This is a genomic window from Massilia aurea, assembly GCF_014200505.1.
Lineage (GTDB): Bacteria > Pseudomonadota > Gammaproteobacteria > Burkholderiales > Burkholderiaceae_D > Telluria > Telluria aurea_B.
This window is the reverse complement of the sequence record NZ_JACHBX010000003.1, coordinates 450,888-468,007: the sequence shown is the minus strand read 5'-3', so window position 1 is coordinate 468,007 and position 17,120 is coordinate 450,888. Positions and strand designations below refer to the sequence as shown.

16 protein-coding genes are annotated in these 17,120 nt (G+C 65.3%); 4 read left to right on the top strand and 12 right to left on the bottom strand.

The genetic code is table 11. The annotated features are described in order from the left end of the window. Positions 1-241 precede the first annotated feature (241 nt). Positions 242-2,485 carry a phosphocholine-specific phospholipase C gene (locus HD842_RS15880; protein ID WP_183555693.1) on the top strand — a complete coding sequence of 748 codons (2,244 nt, stop codon included), beginning with the start codon at positions 242-244 and terminating at the stop codon, positions 2,483-2,485. 35 nt (positions 2,486-2,520) lie between these two features. Beyond that, positions 2,521-3,099, top strand: coding sequence for a PEP-CTERM sorting domain-containing protein (locus tag HD842_RS15875; RefSeq protein WP_221290644.1), 579 nt, complete (start codon positions 2,521-2,523; stop codon positions 3,097-3,099). An 83-nt stretch (positions 3,100-3,182) separates the two neighbouring features. On the opposite strand, the gene HD842_RS15870 is transcribed toward HD842_RS15875, so the two are convergent. From HD842_RS15870 to HD842_RS15815, 12 genes are all read right to left on the bottom strand, one after another. After that, positions 3,183-4,676, bottom strand: a complete 1,494-nt coding sequence (locus HD842_RS15870; RefSeq protein ID WP_183555691.1) for an HD domain-containing phosphohydrolase — start codon at positions 4,674-4,676, stop codon at positions 3,183-3,185. Positions 4,677-4,728: 52 nt separating this feature from the next. Beyond that, positions 4,729-5,481, bottom strand: coding sequence for a flagellar brake protein (locus HD842_RS15865; RefSeq protein ID WP_183555690.1), 753 nt, complete (start codon positions 5,479-5,481; stop codon positions 4,729-4,731). Between the two features lie 9 nt (positions 5,482-5,490). Continuing rightward, positions 5,491-5,835 carry an EscU/YscU/HrcU family type III secretion system export apparatus switch protein gene (locus tag HD842_RS15860; RefSeq protein ID WP_183555689.1) on the bottom strand — a complete coding sequence of 115 codons (345 nt, stop codon included), beginning with the start codon at positions 5,833-5,835 and terminating at the stop codon, positions 5,491-5,493. After that, positions 5,828-6,979: a flagellar hook-length control protein FliK gene (fliK, locus tag HD842_RS15855; RefSeq protein WP_183555688.1), complete on the bottom strand. Its 1,152-nt coding sequence runs from the start codon at positions 6,977-6,979 to the stop codon at positions 5,828-5,830. The genes HD842_RS15860 and fliK overlap by 8 nt, the downstream gene beginning before the upstream one ends. A gap of 22 nt (positions 6,980-7,001) precedes the next feature. After that, entirely contained in the window at positions 7,002-7,337 is a 336-nt protein-coding gene (locus HD842_RS15850) for a flagellar protein FliT (RefSeq protein ID WP_370660845.1), read from the bottom strand. 8 nt (positions 7,338-7,345) lie between these two features. Then, positions 7,346-7,798 carry a flagellar export chaperone FliS gene (gene fliS / locus HD842_RS15845; RefSeq protein ID WP_183555687.1) on the bottom strand — a complete coding sequence of 151 codons (453 nt, stop codon included), beginning with the start codon at positions 7,796-7,798 and terminating at the stop codon, positions 7,346-7,348. Positions 7,799-7,824: 26 nt separating this feature from the next. Continuing rightward, the gene (gene fliD, locus HD842_RS15840; protein ID WP_370660844.1) at positions 7,825-10,449 is read right to left on the bottom strand and encodes a flagellar filament capping protein FliD; all 2,625 of its coding nucleotides are present in this window, start codon (positions 10,447-10,449) and stop codon (positions 7,825-7,827) included. Positions 10,450-10,638: 189 nt separating this feature from the next. Beyond that, complete coding sequence (locus HD842_RS15835; RefSeq protein WP_183555686.1) at positions 10,639-10,983, bottom strand: flagellar protein FlaG; 345 nt, start codon at positions 10,981-10,983, stop codon at positions 10,639-10,641. An 85-nt stretch (positions 10,984-11,068) separates the two neighbouring features. Then, positions 11,069-12,526: a flagellin N-terminal helical domain-containing protein gene (locus tag HD842_RS15830; protein WP_183555685.1), complete on the bottom strand. Its 1,458-nt coding sequence runs from the start codon at positions 12,524-12,526 to the stop codon at positions 11,069-11,071. 192 nt (positions 12,527-12,718) lie between these two features. Further along, entirely contained in the window at positions 12,719-14,317 is a 1,599-nt protein-coding gene (locus HD842_RS15825) for a GGDEF domain-containing protein (RefSeq protein WP_183555684.1), read from the bottom strand. A 101-nt stretch (positions 14,318-14,418) separates the two neighbouring features. Beyond that, entirely contained in the window at positions 14,419-15,066 is a 648-nt protein-coding gene (locus HD842_RS15820) for a response regulator (protein WP_183555683.1), read from the bottom strand. Next, positions 15,059-15,751 (bottom strand): sensor histidine kinase, encoded by a 693-nt coding sequence (locus HD842_RS15815; protein WP_229424787.1) that lies wholly within the window; start codon positions 15,749-15,751, stop codon positions 15,059-15,061. Before HD842_RS15815 ends, HD842_RS15820 begins: the two co-directional genes overlap by 8 nt. A 47-nt stretch (positions 15,752-15,798) precedes the next feature. Between HD842_RS15815 and greB the strand changes: the two genes are divergently transcribed. After that, complete coding sequence (greB, locus tag HD842_RS15810) at positions 15,799-16,365, top strand: transcription elongation factor GreB (protein ID WP_183555681.1); 567 nt, start codon at positions 15,799-15,801, stop codon at positions 16,363-16,365. A gap of 28 nt (positions 16,366-16,393) precedes the next feature. Further along, positions 16,394-17,005, top strand: a complete 612-nt coding sequence (locus tag HD842_RS15805) for a biliverdin-producing heme oxygenase (protein WP_229424786.1) — start codon at positions 16,394-16,396, stop codon at positions 17,003-17,005. Positions 17,006-17,120 lie beyond the last annotated feature (115 nt).

Sequence of the window (17,120 nt, the reverse complement as noted above, 5' to 3'; positions counted from 1 at the left end):
GTGGTTGCAAACAGGCAAATAAAATTCCAATTGTGCGCAACATTTCTCTGAAAAAATAATTGCGTGACAACGGCGATTGTTGTTTTCACGTTGTCTTCACGTCTATCGCCAGGCCAGTGGCCGTGTCATGGCGTCGTCACGATCCGGGCGTACGCTGGCGCCGTCTTGCATCATGTCGGCAAGACAACATATTGCAACATAAATTTCCTGGCTTAAACACTCACGTCTTTGGATAGAATCTATGACCTCACGACGCAGTTTCCTGCGCAATAGTGCACGCGCGGGTATCGCAGCCGGCACGTTTGCCGCTTTTCCACCTGCCATCCAGCGCGCCCTGGCCATCCCGGCCAATAACGCGACCGGCACCATCCGCGACGTCGAGCACGTCGTGATCCTGATGCAGGAAAACCGCGCGTTTGACCATTACTTCGGCACCCTCAAGGGCGTGCGCGGCTTCGGTGACCGCTTCACGATCCCGCTGCCCGAAGGGCGCAGCGTCTGGCAGCAGCGCCTGGCCAACGGCAACGTCGTCATGCCGTTCCACCTGGATGCGAGCCGCGGCAACGCCCAGCGCGTGAATGGCACGCCACACGATTGGCTCGACAGCCAGCTGGCCTGGGACAACGGCCGCATGGATCAGTGGCCGCGCTACAAGAATCCCATCTCGATGGGCTACTTCAAGGAAAGCGAGATCCCGTTCGCGTTTGCGCTGGCCAATGCGTTCACCGTCTGCGACGCCTATCACTGCGCGATGCACACGGGGACCGACGCGAACCGTTCGTTCTTCCTGACCGGCACCAACGGCGCCGGGCTCACCGGCACGGCCTTTGTCTCGAATGAGTGGGATGCGATCGACGGCCTGCCCGGCGGCGTGAACACGGGCTACACTTGGACCACGTATGCGGAGCGCCTGGAGAAGGCAGGCGTGAGCTGGATCAGCTACCAGAACATGCCCGACGAATGGGGCGACAATATGCTGGGCGCGTTCCGCCAGTTCCGGCGCGCCAATATCGCGTCGGGCTATCCGGTGTCCAGCGGCGGCGCCCCTGGCCAGCCGTACACCAACACGGGCCAGGCGCTGCCGTACCACGCCTACGATGCGGCCACCGACAACGCGAAGAACCCGCTCTACAAGGGCATCGCCAACACCTTGCCGGGGACCCAGCCCGAGCAGTACCTGGACGCCTTCAAGCGCGATATCCGCGAAGGCAAGCTGCCGCAGGTGTCGTGGATCAATGCACCGTCGATCTATTGCGAACACCCGGGCCCATCGAGCCCGGTGCAGGGCGCCTGGTTCCTGCAAGAGGTGCTGGACGCGCTGACGGCCAATCCCGAGGTCTGGAGCAAGACGGTCCTGATCGTCAACTTCGACGAGAACGATGGCTACTTCGACCACGTGCCGTCGCCTTCGGCGCCATCGCCGGACGGCAAGGGCGGCTACGCCGGCAAGACGACGCTGTCGCCTGGCGCGCTGGGGCCGGAATACTACACGCACCCCCGGCCTGCCGGCAGCACCCGCCAGCCGGCGGCGGACGGGCGCGTCTACGGGCCCGGCCCACGCGTGCCGATGTACGTGATTTCGCCGTGGAGCCGCGGCGGCTGGGTCAATTCGCAGGTATTCGACCACACGTCGGTACTGCGCTTCCTGGAAACGCGCTTCGGTGTCATCGAGCCGAATATCAGCGCGTACCGCCGCGCCGTCTGCGGCGATCTGACCAGCGCCTTCAACTTCGCGACACCGAACGACGAGGCGCTGCCGGCACTGCAGGGCCGCACCAATCGCAGCCAGGCCGACGCCCTGCGCGCCGCGCAGCAGCGCCTGGCGCAGATCGCGCCGCCGGCGTCGCCGCAAATGCCGATCCAGGCGCCGGGCACGCGGCCATCGCGCGCGCTGCCATATGAACTGGCCACCACCTGCCAGGTCCAGCCTGGCGCCACGATGGCCGCCGTGCAGGTCACGCTAAATTTCATCAACAGCGGGCGCCAGGGCGCGGTCTTCCACGTCTACGACCGCAAGAACCTGGCTGCCGTACCGCGCCGCTATACCGTCGAGGCAGGCAAATCGCTGGCCGACAGCTGGACGCCCGCAGTCGGCGGCGCCTACGATCTGTGGGTGCTGGGTCCGAATGGCTATCACCGCCATTTCACCGGCAGCGCGCTGCGCGCCGTCGCGGCAGGGCAGGCGCGCCCGGACGTCCATGTGCGCTGCGACGCCGCCACCGGTGAGCTGGTACTGCGCCTGCTGAATACCGGCGCGGCGCCGTGCACGTTCAACCTGAATGCAAACGCCTATGCGCAACTGCGCCAGCTGCACACGCTCGCGCCGCGCACCGAACTGCTCGTGCGCATTGCGCTGGCGGCCAACGGTTATTGGTACGACCTGAGCGCCACGGTCTCGGGCCAGCCCGACTACCTGCGCCGCTTTGCCGGGCGCGTTGAAACCGGCCGCCACACGGTGAGCGATCCGGCGCTGGGCCTGGTCTGACCATGTTCGCTTCCATCACCATTAACAGGAATTCCATGCATCCCATGCTTCGTAACGCGGCCGCAGCCGTCGCCTTCGCGCTGTGCGCACCCTTCGCCTCGGCGACCGTGCTCGACTTCGACGACATCGTCGGTCCTGACGGCTACGCCGCCGTCGCCGCCAACTACGGTGGCCTCGACTGGTCGGGCGCCGGCCTGAATGTCTTCACGAGCGAGCAGGATCCGTTTGCCGCCCATTCCGGCGCGGGCCGCGTCACCACCGACTGGACCGACGGCGGGCCAGTCGCCAGCACCATCCGCTTCCTGGCGCCCACCGTGTTCGAGGGCGCCTGGTTCTCGGGCTACGAGGACAGCAGCGTGCGCTTCGACCTGTATTTCCAGGGCTTGCTGGTCGCCAGTTCGGCGGCGCTGCAACTGTCCGGCGTGGCGGCGTTCCTGGACGCCGGCTGGGATGGCGCGATCGATACGGTGGTCGTCTCCAGCGGCGCGCAGGGTTCGTATGCGATGGACGACTTCAGCTTTGCCGGTGTGACCGAGGTGCCGGAACCGGGTTCGCTGGCGCTGCTGCTGGCTGGATTGGGCATGGCTGGTGCGTTGCGGGTGCGCCGGGGTTGACGGCACCCCTCGTTTGTTGCTGAGCCAAGTGTGGCTGTACGCGTGGACGGCCTAGCCGTCCACCCTACGTAGATCGTGCTTCGTTAAATGAGCCTGAGCGTCAGCGCGCGCAAGGTGGCTGCAACGCGGGTCGCGCATCCGAGCTTGCCCAGGATGCTCTCGACATGCGTGCGCACGGCGCCGGTACTGATGCGCATCGCGCGCGCGGCGTCCTTGCCTGACTCGCCCAGGCTGAGGCGCTGCAGCACGTCGACCTCGCGCGCTGACAACAACTGGCCCGTTGGCGGCGCGATTGACGCCGCGGCGGCCGCCAGCACGGCGTCCACCGCAGCGCGATCGAGGCGTCCACCCGTCACGTGTGCTTCGAGTAACGCCAGCGTCGACGCCGGTTCGTGCGCGGCGCGCCATGGCCGTGGCGAACGCAGAGCCACGTAGACCGTCGCTGCCGCCAGCAGGCGTTGCGGCATGCCGAGCGTGGTGGCATCGAGACTGCGGTAGTAGCCGCTGCCATCGAGCCGTTCATAGGTCTGCGAGGCCAGCTGCGCGTCGGCCTCGACGCCGTCGATCCGGTTGCCGATGCGCGCCGTCCAGTAGGGCGCGCGGCGGATGGCTTCCCAGTCGGCGCTACCCGGTTTGCTTCTACGTTCCCAGACGGTATTCGACACGGCCGCGCGCCCGATTCCGTGCAGCAGCGCCGCGCGCGCCAGGCTGCGCTGGTCGACGTCCGGCAGCCCCAAGCCTTGCGCGGCCCCGTGCACCAGCAGCGCCACGCGGCGCGAATGACCGGCCAGCCAGGGCAGCTTCAGTTCGACGGTATCGGCCACCAGCGTCAACGGTACCGATAGCGGCAGGAAGTCGCTGAGCAGCGCCGGTTCCTCGAGCGCGCCCGGTGCGTCGAGCCACGCCTGTGCGTGCGGCGTCACCTGCGCGACCAGCGCTGCCGGATACCTGACGCCACCCAGACGCGTGACCATCGCCAGCGCCGCGCTGAACCCATGCGCGCGCGCGAGGATCTCGATGTCGCCGGCCAGCGCCACGTGCTGCACGACGGCGGGCACCACACTGCCTTCCAGACCGTACGGCTGGCCGCGGCCATCGTCGCGCTCGAACAGGTGGCGCAGGCCGTGTTCGACCGGGGCCGGCAAGCCCAGCAGGGCAGCGATGTTGCCCGCAACCTCGCAGTGGATGGCGGCCAGTGGTGTGAGGTGATGCTTCACCTGGTCGAGGCGCGCGGCTTGCTGCGCGCTGAGCGTGCGGGTCAGCATCGCGTGGCGGCCACCGATGTCGTCGCCCAGCAGCGTGGCAAAGCCGGTGGCCGTGGCAGTGCTGCCGGACCAGCGCAATTGGGTCGCCATGTGGGCGTGCGCAGCAGCGGCGGCGTCGCCACCGGCAGCCAATGCGATGCGCGCGGCCAGGCGCGCGGCGCGCGCGGAGGCATCGATGGGCTGGCCCATGGCCAGGTCGCCCACGGTCGCGAGCAGCCCCATGGCCTGCGCCAGCGTTACCGTGTCGTGGCCGTGCAGGCTGGCGCTGGCGGGCGAGAGTGAAGGCCGGGGTGCCGGGGTGGTCGTGTGCATGAAGCCGATCGTATACCCAAGGCCATCCCCGCATCTGCGGGGCTGGCCACAGTCAGGCCAGCCCGGCCAGCTTCGCGTTGCGCTCGCGTTCGAGCTTCGTGATGTAGCGCTGCACCGCCGCCAGTCCGCTGCGCGAGATGTCGACGAACTGGCAGCCGATGCGGCGCGTGGTCTTGTGGTTCAGCAGGGTGAGGTCGAGCGAGTTGCGGATTTCAAGCGATGTGGCGATCGGCCCGATCTCGGGCAGTTCGATGCGGCAGTTGGCGATCACGCGTCCGACCGTGGTATCGAGCAGCAGCTTGCTGTCGAGAAGGGCAATGCCGCCGACACTGATGTCATGCAGCGCGAACACACTCATGCCGCCGGTGCCATCCTCCATCGGCACCGGAATCAGTGCGCGCACCGGATTGGTCACGGGCGTGGCCATGCGGTAGTACTCGCGCCGCTGCAGGCGGATCAGAGTGGGGGGAATATCGGCGCGCAGTGCCGGTTCGCCGCGCCAGACCGTCGGGGCCAGGTTGGCGGCGCCGAACAGGATGCGGATCTTGTCGAGCGTGGTTTCGCATTTCGCGCGCGCCGCGCCCGCCATGCGCTGGTTCTGCGCCGGATCGACCGAGCGATCGAGCACGATCGTGTTGCTGTCTTCGTCCACGGCCAGGATCGAGGTCACGCAGACATCGGCCTCGCCCCTGATCAGCAGACGGATCAGCTGGTTGTGTTCGCCGATCTGGCGCAGCAGCGAGACGATCTCGCGGCGCGATGCGACTTCGTAGTCGTGCCAGTCTTCCAGTTCTGCTTCATCCATCGCTAGGCTTTATGTCCTTGACGCTTGTTCCGGGGGGAGGTGGGGCGTCGGATCAGGTGCGGTGGGGAGTGACTCACCGTTCTTTTTAGCCGACTCAATATGATATAGCCATGCCAACAGTTCCGCAATTGCTCGATACAGCGTTGGCGGAATTTCGCGGTCCAGGTCGACCTGCATGAGCAGCGAGACCAACTCTTTCGATTCGTGCACGAACACGCCCGCATCCTGGGCGCGCTGGATGATCTGTTCAGCGATCATGCCGGAGCCCTTGGCCACGACCGTCGGCGCTTTCTCGCCGGCGCTGTAGGCCATCGCTACCGCGCTCTTGATGCGCTGGTTGGCGAGCTTATTCATGGTCGCCATCATCATCATTATCATGCTTCGGCGCCACCGCGGCAGTGCGCGCGCGCGCATCGAACCCCGCCAGCGGCGTGCCCACCGAATCGAGTGCGCCGGCCAGATTCGGCACGTGCTGGCGCAGCAGGGCGGCGGTGGCGTCATCGCCGGTCGCGAGTCCGATCTGCAAGGCGCCGCCCACCATCCGCAGCTGCACATCGAGTTCGCCCAGTTCGGGAAAGCGCAGGCGCAGGCGGCTGTTCCAGATCGCCTGGCCATCGTCGCTGCCGCCACCGTGGGCTTCGCGCTGCACATCCCATTCCATCGGCTGGCCGGGCCAGAGCTGGCCTTTCCACGCCAGTTGCGATTGTTCCTGCGCCGCCAGCTGCATGCTGATGAACTGCGCGGTGGCAGGATCCTGCGGGTTCGGGCGCGCGCCGTTCTGTGCGGCCTGCTGCTGCGGTTCGTTTGCCAGTTCGGCCAGCGCGCGCGAGCCCTGCGCCCATTCGGCCACGTGCGATTCGTAGAACAGGCCGCTCTTGCCGAACGCTTGCTTGAGGCCGGCGGCCAGCGCCGCCGGATCGGCGTCCGGCGTAGCCACCAGCGGCGCACTGCCAGTGACGGCGGTGAGTACCGTCTCGGCTTTCTGAGCGGCCGCCAGCACGCCGGCCAGGGCCTGGGCGGTGGGACTCAGCGTGGTATTTTTTGCTTCGGTGCCGCCGGCAAAGGCCTGCGCGCCCAGTCCGGCGCTGGAGGCCAGCAGGGCGCCGGCGCGGCCGAGGGCGGCGCCTTCGCGGTAGCCCAGCGGCGCGCCCGGGGCGTCGGTGTCGGCTTGCGGTGCGGGGCCGGCTTCAGCAAAGCCGGTGGCAGTGGTCTGGGTGCCGACCTGGAAGGTGGGGCGGGGATGCAGGCCGATCAGCGTGAGCGGCACGTCGGCGCCGACCAGCGCGCCGGGGGGCAGTTGCATGCGCGCCTGGGTATCGGCGAACTTGACGATGAAGGTGCCGTCAGTGAGTTTGGCCTGGATTTCGCCGTGGATCGCCTTGCCCAGCAACGGCGCGACGGCGCGCGCAAAGGCTTGCTGGCGCGGGTCGACGGCCTGCTCGGCGGCCTGGGCCGGCGTGATGCGCGTGACGCCGCCAACAAGATCGCGGGGCAGCATCAGTCAACCCCCGCCGGGCGCATCAGACGCCGTAGGCGCGCGCGACGCGGCGTTCGGTCGACTTGCTGTTGATCAGGGACGACAGGTGCGCCATCCATGGGCTGGTCAAGTCGCGGATGCGGCGGTCGGCGTCGAGCATGCGGCGGATCGCATCGACCTTGCGCACGCGTTCCTGGCCGGCCAGCGGGGCCACGCCTTCGTTGGCCTTGAGGCGACGCGCATGGGCGGCGCATTCCTGCTCGAGTTCGGCCAGGCGATCCCATTCACTGGCGGTGGCCGCGTCGAGCATGCGCTCGGTGATGCCGACCATCGTTTCGTAGACCGTCACCACTTCTTGTCCATTCATCGTCATCGTCATCGTCAACCTTATGCGCTCATCAGGGTAGGGGCACGCTGGATGGCCGGCACGGCCTGCTCGGCCGTATCGCTCTTTTCGCCAATCGCGACCCAGGCTTCGCGCAGGTCGGACATCAGGCTATGGACTTCTTCGATGATCGCGATATCGTTCTTCATATTGGCCTGCAGCAGGCGGCGGCTCATGTAATCGTACAACGCATCGAGGTTCTGTGCGATCTCGCCGCCCGCTTTCTTGTCGAGCGAGGCGCGCAGGCCGTTGTCGATGATCGTGATGGCCTTCGAGATCGAAGCGCCCTTGGCGGCCACGTTCGACGACTTGATGTGGTTGATGGCGCTGAGCAGGGCGACGATCACGCCGTCGTACAGCATCACGACCAGCTTCTGTGGCGACGCGGCAGCGACGCCGGTCTCCAGGCCAACTGTTGCATAGGCGCCGACGCCGCGTTTCGGGGTTCCAAACATATGAGATTCTCCGGTGATGCTGAAATTTATCGGTTGGCCGCCAGGGACGCCAACTGCTGGGTAAGGTAATCCGACGTCGACTGCATCGACGACAGTGTGGCGTCGAGTGCAACGAACTGGGCGCGGTAACGTTTTTCCATGCTGTCCAGGCGCGTTTCAAAGCGCGCAGCCTGGTCGGCGATGGTCTTGATCGATGTGTTCAGGCCATCGGTCTTGCTCTTGATCAGGCTATCCTTGCCGACGAAGCTGGTGGCCAGATTGTTGAGCTGGAAGGCGAAGCCCTGCGAGAACGTGACCGTGCCGCGGTCCCCGAGCACGCCGCCCGTGATCGAGACCTGGATGCCGGTGGCGTTCGAGCCGGCCGCGGCCGTCAGTGACTGGCCGTTGCCGGTGGCGGCCACGCCGCCGATGGTGCCGACCACGTCGGCGCCCTTGCTGGGCGTAGAGCTGCCGAAAATCGAATCGATCGAGCTGCCGCTCATGCTGGTCAGCGCAATGTTCGAGGCCGCGCCATATTTGCTCGACGACAGCGTCAAGAGGCCATCGTCGCCGATCTTCGATTCGACCGTGTCGCCGGCACCGGCGAACGTCGCATTGCCGTTGATCGCCGAACGCAGCAGCGCGGCCAGATCGTCCTTGTTATAGGTGCCGGCCGGCAGCTTGACTTCCTGGGTCTTGCTTTCGGTCGCCGGCTCGGTCTGGTTCAGCGTCACGCGCCAGACGGTGTTCGGGGCGATCGTCGTGCTCGCGCCCAGTGCGGCGCTGCTGGCCAGTGTGCCCTGCGTGGCCAGGCTGGTGATGTTCACGCCATAGGTGCCGGCCTTGGTCGCGGCGGTCGACTTGTCGAACTTGACCAGGCCGTCGGTGGTCGAACCCATGGCGGCGAACAGGCCGCCGAAGTCGGCCGCGTTCTCGGTAATTGCCTTGCTCAGTTTGGTCGAGTCCAGCTTCAGGCTGCCGTCCTGCTGGAACGCGATGCCGATCTGGCTCAGCGATGTCAGCTTGCCGCCCGTGCCTTCCATGACTTCGCTGATCTGACGCCGCATCTGGGTCTGGATCGAGCGCACGCTGGCGTCGCCCTGCAGCACGCCGCCTTTTTTCGTCTCCGCGTTGTACTTGGTCAGGCCGCTCATCGTCGTGTTCAGCGCGTTATAGGCCTTGACGAACTCGTTCACGGCAGTGCTGATCGCGGCAGTATCCTTCGAGACCGTCATCGTGCTGCTGCCCAGGCCGTTGATCTCGAGCGTGACGCCCTGGATCGCATCCTTGACGGTGGTGCTGTCGCTCTTGATCTCGATGCCGTTCATGTTCAGCAGCGTGCTCTGGGCGCCGGCGGTCTGGGTCATGCCTTGCGTACCGGCCGGATCGTAGCCGAGCAGGGCGGCCAGGGCCGGGTCGGCCGCTGCGCCGTCCTCGCCTGCCACACTGACCTTCATCGAGGTCGCTTCGCCGGTCTTGTTCGACGTGAGCACCAGGTGATACGGCTTGTTGCTGCCGTCCGAGACGATGGTGGCGGTCACGCCCATGTCGCCTTTGTTGATAGCGTCACGAATCCCTTGCAGCGTCTGGTCGCCTGCCGCCAGCGTGATGGTCTTGCTGTTGAGCGCGCCATTCAGCGAAAAATCCGAGCCCATGTGCGCGCCGACGCTGCCGGCGGTAAAGCCCGCTGCCGCCGGGTTGTTGCCGGCGACCAGGATCTGGTTGCCGTCGTTCGAGCGCAGCGTAACGCCGGCAGTGGCCGTGGTGGTCGCGCCCGCATTGACGGCATTGTCGGCGTGCTTGATACCGCCGCGCACGGTGCCGGTGACGGTCTCGGTCACGTCGATGGTATTGCCGTCGGCTGCGGTGAATTGCAGCGTGCCGTCGGCGGCGCTGCCGCTGACGGTGATGTTGGCGGCGGCCAGGGCATTGCGCGTGCCGGCGCTGGCCAGGGACGTATCGAGCGCGGCGCCGGTCAGTGGCGCGCTGCCGGTGTTCAGGTTGGCCAGCTGCACGCCACCGACCGACAGGGCGTAGCTCGAACCGGTATCGACGCTCACCTGGCCGAAACCGGCGAACAGGTCGGCGGCGGTCTCGGTGCTGCCAGCGGTGGCAACGACACCGGTCTTGCCGCTCTGCGCATTGATGGCTTCGGCCAGCGCGCGGGCGCTGCGGGTGGTCGGGCCGGTGCTGATCGCGACGCCGTTCAGGCTCAGCGAGCCGTTGGCGATGCCGCCTGCAGCCGATGCCAGGCCCAGTGCGTTACCGGTCGCGCCGAAGGTGCCGCCGCTGACGGTGCCGAACTGGAACGTGAGGTTGGTAGGGGCACCCGAGCCGATGGTGCTGGTGGTGCTGGCCATCCCGCTCGTCTTGAGGCTTTGCGACTGGGCCAGCTGGGTGACATTGACCTTGTACTTGCCCGGCACGGCGCCGGTGGTGGCCGAACCCGAGAACACATCCTTGTTGGACGGCGTTGCGCTCAGGCCCTGGAACGTGTTCGACTGGTTCAGCGACGTCAGGGCGCCCTGGAAGGCACCCACGGCGGCGCTGACCTGGTTCAGGGCGCTGTTCTTCTGCTGCAACGCCGCCGTTTTCTTGGCGTAGTTGTCGAGCGGCCTGGATTCCGCCTGCATCAGCTTTGTCACATAACCTTCGATGTCGAGTACGGCCACTTGTTTCTCCGGTGAAAGCAATAATGTAAGTCATTATCGGCAGAAACAAACCGTACTTAAGAGCGGTAAAGCCGGCTCTCTTTTTATTTTGGCCGGATCTTCAGGAATGATGTCGTAGCGCCATGTAAAAAGCGCCGCACCTGGTCGGGTGCGGCGCTTTCAGTGAGCAGCAGAGTGCGTCAGGGTGAATCAGGCATGTTGATTCAGCAGACGTCCGACCATCTTGTCGATCGATTTGGCCATTTCGAGCGCCTCCTTGGTCGGCATCTGTCGGACGACTTCCTTCGTATCGCGGTCGATGATCTTGACCACGAGGTCTTTGCTCTCTTCGTCGATCTCGAACTCAAGGCTCTGCGCCGATTGCGGCAGCGCTTCGTTGAGTTTCTTCACGGCGGACGACACCTCGTCCCGGTCTGGCTTGGCTTCAGCTTTCTCCGGTGCTGCCCGTGGTGCCGGGGCAGCCGGTCCGCTCGCGACGGCTGGACGTTCATCCAGTTTGGCGAGTGGCGACGTTGCAATGGATGGAATTTGCATGGCGTATCCTAACGAAAATTCCCCAGCCAAATTTCTTCAGCCGGGGAACCGCTTACCAAGTGGTGCTGTTACTACGCGTTAGCGATTAGCCACGCAGGAGCGACAGAACACCGTTCGGCAGCGAGTTGGCCTGGGCCAGCATCGACGTACCAGCCTGCTGCAGGATCTGACCGCGGGTCATCTTTGCGGTTTCAGCTGCGAAGTCGGTATCGACGATACGGCTGCGCGATGCCGACAGGTTCTCGGTCGACGACGACAGGTTCGAGATCGCCGATTCGAAGCGCGATTGCAGTGCGCCGTATTCAGCGCGCTGGCTGTTGACCGATGCCAGTGCTGCGTCGGCGGTCTTGATGGCCAGCTGGGCGCCTTCGAAGGTGCTGATGTCGAGGTCAGCAACCGACTTCAGAGCCGACGAACCGGTGGTGGTGCCGCCATCCAGCGCGAAGCCACTTGCATCGGCCACCGAGAAGCTGTTTTCCGAGTCCAGGATGATGCGACCTGCGACGGTAGCGCCAGTGGTTTCGGTAGCGATCGGGGTCGCGATGGCAGCGCCGGCCGTATCGTAGGCGCCGAGCGTTGCGGTTGCCGTCGTGTCGGTCGACACGTTTTTCACGTTGATGTCGGCGCCGTCGGCGTGGGTCAGCTTCAGGCCGCCGGCATCGTCGTACGATGCGGTGATGCCGGTCTTGGCCGATTGCGCATTGAACGCGCTGATCGCAGCGGCGTGGCCGTTTGCATCATCGGTGCCGATCGAGAACGACACTTTGACCGCGTCGGTGTTGTCACCCTTGACTTCGAAGGTGAACGACTTGCCGGCAGTGGCGACCAGGTTGGCTTCGCTTTTTGCCGTGGCGGTCACACCGGTGTCGCCGCTGACTTTGTTGATGGCGGCAACGGTCGACTTGGCCGTGCCGTTTGCGGCAACGGTGACGTCTTTCGAACCCGACGAACCATTGATCGTCATGGTGCCGGTGGCAACACCGTTCGATGCGCCGGCTGCGGCTTGCAGCGAGCTTGCGTCCAGACGGTTGTTACCGTAGGTCGACGTGGTGAAGTTCGAGCCGGTCATCGAGATCAGCTGGCCGGCGTTCGCGCCAACCTGGAAGTTTGCGGTGCCCATCGAACCGTCCATCAGCTTCTGGCCGTTGAATTCGGTGGTGTTGGCGATACGGTTCAGTTCCGAGGTCAGTTGGGTGACTTCAGTTTGCAGTGCTTTGCGGTCGCTGGCCGAGTTCGACGAGTTCGACGACTGGACAGCCAGTTCGCGGACACGTTGCAGGATGTCGCCCGAGCTCGACAGAGCGCCTTCAGCGGTTTGTGCCATCGACACGCCATCGTTGGCGTTACGGGTAGCTTGCGTCATACCCTTGATTTGCGAATTCATGCGGTCCGAAATCGCCAGACCAGCGGCGTCATCCTTCGCGCTGTTGATGCGCATACCCGACGACAGGCGTTGGATCGAGGTATTCAGCTGCGACTGTGAGGTCGACAGGTTGCGCTGCGAGTTCAGGGATGCGACGTTGGTGTTGATTACTGATGCCATGGTGATTCTCCAGACTAGGTCTTACTAGGGGTGCAGCGACCGTGCTGCTGTTCACTTTGGTCCGTCGCGTTATTCAGTGACGTTCAAACCGCTGTTGTTGCTGGTAACGGTGCCCTGTGGAAAAAGTTTAGGGCCGGACGCAAAATAAATCGTTTTTTTTACCTGTCTGGAAAAACACCCCTTCAGAACTTGTCAATCCGCCACGACTACCCGGTTCTTGCCGCTGCTCTTGGCCTGGTACATCGCTTTATCGGCCCGCGCCATCAGCGAAGCCTGCTCCTCGTTCTGCACCCGCAGCGCGACCCCGCACGAGAAGGTGATCAGCATCTTCTCGTTATCGTGCAAGAAGAAGTGCCGGGTCAGCTCGCGCTGCACCCGCACCATGGCCGCCGCCGCCGCGTCGACGGTTGTCTCGGGCAGCAGGATCAAAAATTCCTCGCCGCCGAAGCGCGCGATCACGTCCATCGCGCGCAGCGTTTCGCGTACGACCTTGACCAGGTGCTTGAGCGCGGCGTCGCCCGCCATGTGCCCATAGGTGTCGTTCAGGCGTTTGAAATTGTCGAGGTCCAGCAGCGCCACGCACAGCGGCGTGTTGCGGCGGTCGGCGCGCGCGCTTTCGCGCTCGAACACGTCGTCCAGGCCGCGGCGGTTCAGGCTGCCGGTCAGCTGGTCTTCGCGCACCAGCTCGCTCATATGCTGCAGTTCGGCTTCGAGTTCGCGGATACGCTGCTCGGCTTCCTGCACTTCGCGGTGCGCGCCCACCATGCGGTCGCGCGAGGCCAGCGCTTCGTCCTGCGCAAGACGCGTCTCGCGCAGCACGTCATTCAGGAGGGTATCGAGTTCGCTGATATCGGTCGCGCCACCGATGCGCTCGGAAAAGTCGCCCAGCTTGGCGTGGTAGTCGCCGGTCGCGGCGGCCACCGAGCCCAGGCGCTCGACAAACGTCATCATCATGTTCTTCATCGTCGCGCGCACGTCGGCGATGCCATGTTTCAGGTGACTTTGCTTGATGATCACGTCTTTCAGGCTGCGCGTGGCGTCTTCCAGCGCGCGCGTGTCCACGGGGCCGGCAATCAGTTCCTGCACCGCCACGACCTGGCCGCGCATGTAGTTGTCGTCCTCGAGCAATCCTTCGATATTGTCGAGCAGCAGGCGGAACAGCCGCAGCAGCAGTTCCTGCTGGCCCGCGCTGTCATCCTTGCGCAGCTCGATCTGGAAGCACAACTGCTTCAGGCGCGCTTCGATCTCGTGCAATTCGCTTTCGCCAACCGCCGTCTTGACCAGGGCGCCCAGCGCTTCGGCCTCCTTGACCTGTTCCGGGTTGTCGCTCAGCAGTGAAGCGCAGGCGAACGACAGCGTGCGCCCCAGCATGTCGCGCAGCAGGCGCGTCTCGGGCTCTTCGTCGCCCATCGCCATCACCGGGGTATTGCGTCGCAGATGGCGCTCGCTCAACTGGCCGAGGGCCTGGGTGTAGCCGCTCCAGTCACCCGTCTTGACGGCGCGCGTCATGCGCCGGCCGTACTCGGCCAGCTCGCCCGGCGTGTCGAGCATGCGGCGCGCGAACCCGTTCAGGACGTCGATCGCGCCGGCATCCGGGGCCGGTGCGGGCGGCGGCGGCGGCGTGCCGGCGATCTCGTCATAGATGGCGCGGTAAGCGTCCGGCGTTGGCGCGATACGGCGCGTGGCCAGGCGGCGGAACGCCTCGCGTGCGATGTCGGCCGGATTCGCTGCGGGCGCGGCAGTGGCGCCAGGGCCAGCTGCAGCAGTGACGGGTGTGGACGGAGTGGACATGGATTGCAGCGCGGTGCCGAGTTTGCGGGATTGACGACATGATAGGCAGTTTATTTGCCTCGCATCAATAAATATTCAGCGCCGAGGCATGCGATGGGGCGTCAGTCGACCAGGCCGTTGCGGATCGCATACGTGGTCAGCTCGGCACTGCTCCGAAGTTTCATCTTTACTAACAGGCGGGCGCGGTATTCGCTGATCGTCTTGACCGACAGCGACAGTTCGCCCGCGATCTGCGTGACGGTCATGCCCGACGCGATCATCGTCAGGGTCTGGTATTCGCGGTCGGAGAGGCCTTCGTGGGCGGCGCTTTCATGGTCTTCGCCGATCGCGCTGGCCAGCGTTTGCGCGAGCGCGGCGCTGACATATTTCTGGCCGCCCGCCACCAGCCGGATGGCCGTGACCAGTTCGCGCGGCGCGCTCTGCTTGGTGATGTAGCCGGCGGCGCCGGCCTTGAGCGCGCGGATTGCGTACTGGTCTTCGCGGTGCATCGACAGCATCAGCACCGACAACTCGGGTTTGTCCTTCTTGATCTGCTTGAGCACGTCGATGCCGTTGCGGTCGGGCAGCGAGATATCGAGCAGCATCACGTGGCAGCGCGTCTTGCCCGCCAGGCGCACGGCATCGTGGCCATCCTCGGCCTCGCCGGCGACAACGATGTCGCGCTCGTCGGCGAGGATCTGCTTGAGTCCTTCGCGCACGATGGCATGGTCATCGGCGATGCATACCCGGATGGTTACTTTTTCACTCATTCTGCTTCTTGTTCTGTGCCGGGGCCACGGACGGCGCCAGCCTGGTCTTGACGGTCAACATCGTGCCACCTCCGGGCGCCGGCGACAAGGACAGCACGCCGCCAAGCGCGCTGGCCCGTTCGTGCATGCCGCGCAGGCCGAACGCGTGCGGCCGGGTGCGCGCGGCCGGGTCGATGCCGCAGCCGTTGTCGCAGATGGCCAGCGTGAGCTCGCCGCCGTCGTGTTCCAGCGTCAGCGTGACCTGCGTCGCGCGTGCATGCTTGGCAACATTGGTAAGCGCCTCCTGGGCGATGTGAAACAGGGCGGCGGCGTGCTCTGGCGCCGGCTCCGGTGTCAGCAAGTCGGTGCAGTGCGTGATCACGATGACGCCGGTCTGGCGCGCGAACTCGTTCGCTTGCCATGCGAGCGCGCCCGCAAGGCCCACGTCGAGCGCGCTGGCGCGCAAGCCGAACGAGATGCGATGGACTGTCTCGATCGTGCGATCGACGAGCTCGTCGATGTACCCGGCCTGGCCGGCCAGACCGGGCTGGTCGGCCGGCACGCGCGCCGCCAGCCGCGCCAGCGCCATCTTGATGGCGATGAGGTTGCCGCCCAGGTCATCGTGCAGTTCGCGCGCGATGCGGGTGCGCTCGGCCTGGCGGGCGGCGGCGTCGCGGTCGTGCTGGAGCAGGGTGGGTTGGGACATGGTCGAATGATACGACAAGGGCGCGCAAGTCTCGCTACAATGCGTCCATGAACAAGGCATTTGTAAAAGAGTCGGACAACGACGACGATGATGAAGCCCTGGTGCTGGCGCAGGCAATTCCTGACGGCGCCAAGAACTACATCACCCCGGCCGGCTACCAGCGCATCAAGGATGAGCTGCTGCAGCTGATCGATGTCGACCGCCCCGAAGTCGTGCGCATCGTGCACTGGGCCGCGTCGAACGGCGACCGCTCCGAGAACGGTGACTATATCTATGGCAAACGCCGCCTGCGCGAGATCGACCGCCGCATCCGTTTTCTCACCAAGCGCATGGATTCGGCGTTCGTCGTCGATCCGAGCATCCAGCATGGCAACGACCAGGTGTTCTTTGGCGCCACGGTCCGCTATGTCAATGGGGCCGGCGAAGAGCACACCATCACCATCGTCGGCATCGACGAGCTCGATCCGCTGCACGGCAAGATCAGCTGGGTCTCGCCCGTGGCGCGCGCGCTGACCAAGTGCCGCGAAGGCGATGTCGCTCAACTGCACACGCCGCTGGGCATGGATGAGCTCGAAATCATCTCGGTCGACTATCCCGAGCCGGTCGCCGACTGAGCTTGCGGCCCGGTGCTACTATGTGCGCATGAACCGACCTCATGAAGCGGCGCACAGTCCGATGCACCAGCAGCCAGACCACCTCGACCCCCTGGCGGCACTGCGCGCCGCCACCAACGACCAACACGAACGGCTCGACAGCGGCCTGCCGCTGTCCGGACCTGCCCCCGACTTGAACGACTACGCGGCGCACCTGACGATGGTGCGCGACTGGCTGGCGCCATTGCAGCCGTGGCTGAACTCGTTTCCGGATGGGCCGCAGCTGGTCTTGCCGCCGGTCGAACGCCTGGCGCTGATCGAAGCCGACCTGAACGAGCCCGGCATGCCGCCGCTGCGTGCCCCCGCACCCGCGGACACGTGGCCGCGCGACGCCAGCGCGGCGTACCGTTGGGGCGTGTGCTATGTGATCGAAGGCTCGCAGCTGGGCGGCAAGGTGCTGTACGGAAAACTGGCCGGTACGCTGGCGCCGCATCCGCTGCGCTATCTGAAGGGGAGTGACGCCGGTCCGGGTCCGCGCTGGCGCGCGTTCATGCTGGCGCTGAAAGAGCACGTGAAGTCAAAGGATGAGATTGCCGACGCCTGCGAGGGCGCATGCGTGGCGTTCGAGAGTATTTTGAAACTGAGCTTGGATAAAAAGTAGGGTGGACGGGTTTCCCGTCCACGCGTTCAACGCGCTTCCGCTTACGGATCAACGTCGGTTTGAACGCGTGGACGGCATAGCCGTCCACCCTACGGCTAATCAAGAGCGTATCGGC

What these genes read in the sequence shown, in the direction of transcription:
- HD842_RS15880 (WP_183555693.1), top strand. Translation starts at nt 242, where the DNA reads ATGACCTCACGACGCAGTTTCCTGCGCAATAGTGCACGCGCGGGTATC.
- HD842_RS15875 (WP_221290644.1), top strand. Translation starts at nt 2,521, where the DNA reads ATGCATCCCATGCTTCGTAACGCGGCCGCAGCCGTCGCCTTCGCGCTG.
- HD842_RS15870 (WP_183555691.1), bottom strand. Translation starts at nt 4,676, where the DNA reads ATGCACACGACCACCCCGGCACCCCGGCCTTCACTCTCGCCCGCCAGC.
- HD842_RS15865 (WP_183555690.1), bottom strand. Translation starts at nt 5,481, where the DNA reads ATGGATGAAGCAGAACTGGAAGACTGGCACGACTACGAAGTCGCATCG.
- HD842_RS15860 (WP_183555689.1), bottom strand. Translation starts at nt 5,835, where the DNA reads ATGAATAAGCTCGCCAACCAGCGCATCAAGAGCGCGGTAGCGATGGCC.
- fliK (WP_183555688.1), bottom strand. Translation starts at nt 6,979, where the DNA reads ATGCTGCCCCGCGATCTTGTTGGCGGCGTCACGCGCATCACGCCGGCC.
- HD842_RS15850 (WP_370660845.1), bottom strand. Translation starts at nt 7,337, where the DNA reads ATGACGATGACGATGAATGGACAAGAAGTGGTGACGGTCTACGAAACG.
- fliS (WP_183555687.1), bottom strand. Translation starts at nt 7,798, where the DNA reads ATGTTTGGAACCCCGAAACGCGGCGTCGGCGCCTATGCAACAGTTGGC.
- HD842_RS15835 (WP_183555686.1), bottom strand. Translation starts at nt 10,983, where the DNA reads ATGCAAATTCCATCCATTGCAACGTCGCCACTCGCCAAACTGGATGAA.
- HD842_RS15830 (WP_183555685.1), bottom strand. Translation starts at nt 12,526, where the DNA reads ATGGCATCAGTAATCAACACCAACGTCGCATCCCTGAACTCGCAGCGC.
- HD842_RS15825 (WP_183555684.1), bottom strand. Translation starts at nt 14,317, where the DNA reads ATGTCCACTCCGTCCACACCCGTCACTGCTGCAGCTGGCCCTGGCGCC.
- HD842_RS15820 (WP_183555683.1), bottom strand. Translation starts at nt 15,066, where the DNA reads ATGAGTGAAAAAGTAACCATCCGGGTATGCATCGCCGATGACCATGCC.
- HD842_RS15815 (WP_229424787.1), bottom strand. Translation starts at nt 15,751, where the DNA reads ATGTCCCAACCCACCCTGCTCCAGCACGACCGCGACGCCGCCGCCCGC.
- greB (WP_183555681.1), top strand. Translation starts at nt 15,799, where the DNA reads ATGAACAAGGCATTTGTAAAAGAGTCGGACAACGACGACGATGATGAA.
- HD842_RS15805 (WP_229424786.1), top strand. Translation starts at nt 16,394, where the DNA reads ATGAACCGACCTCATGAAGCGGCGCACAGTCCGATGCACCAGCAGCCA.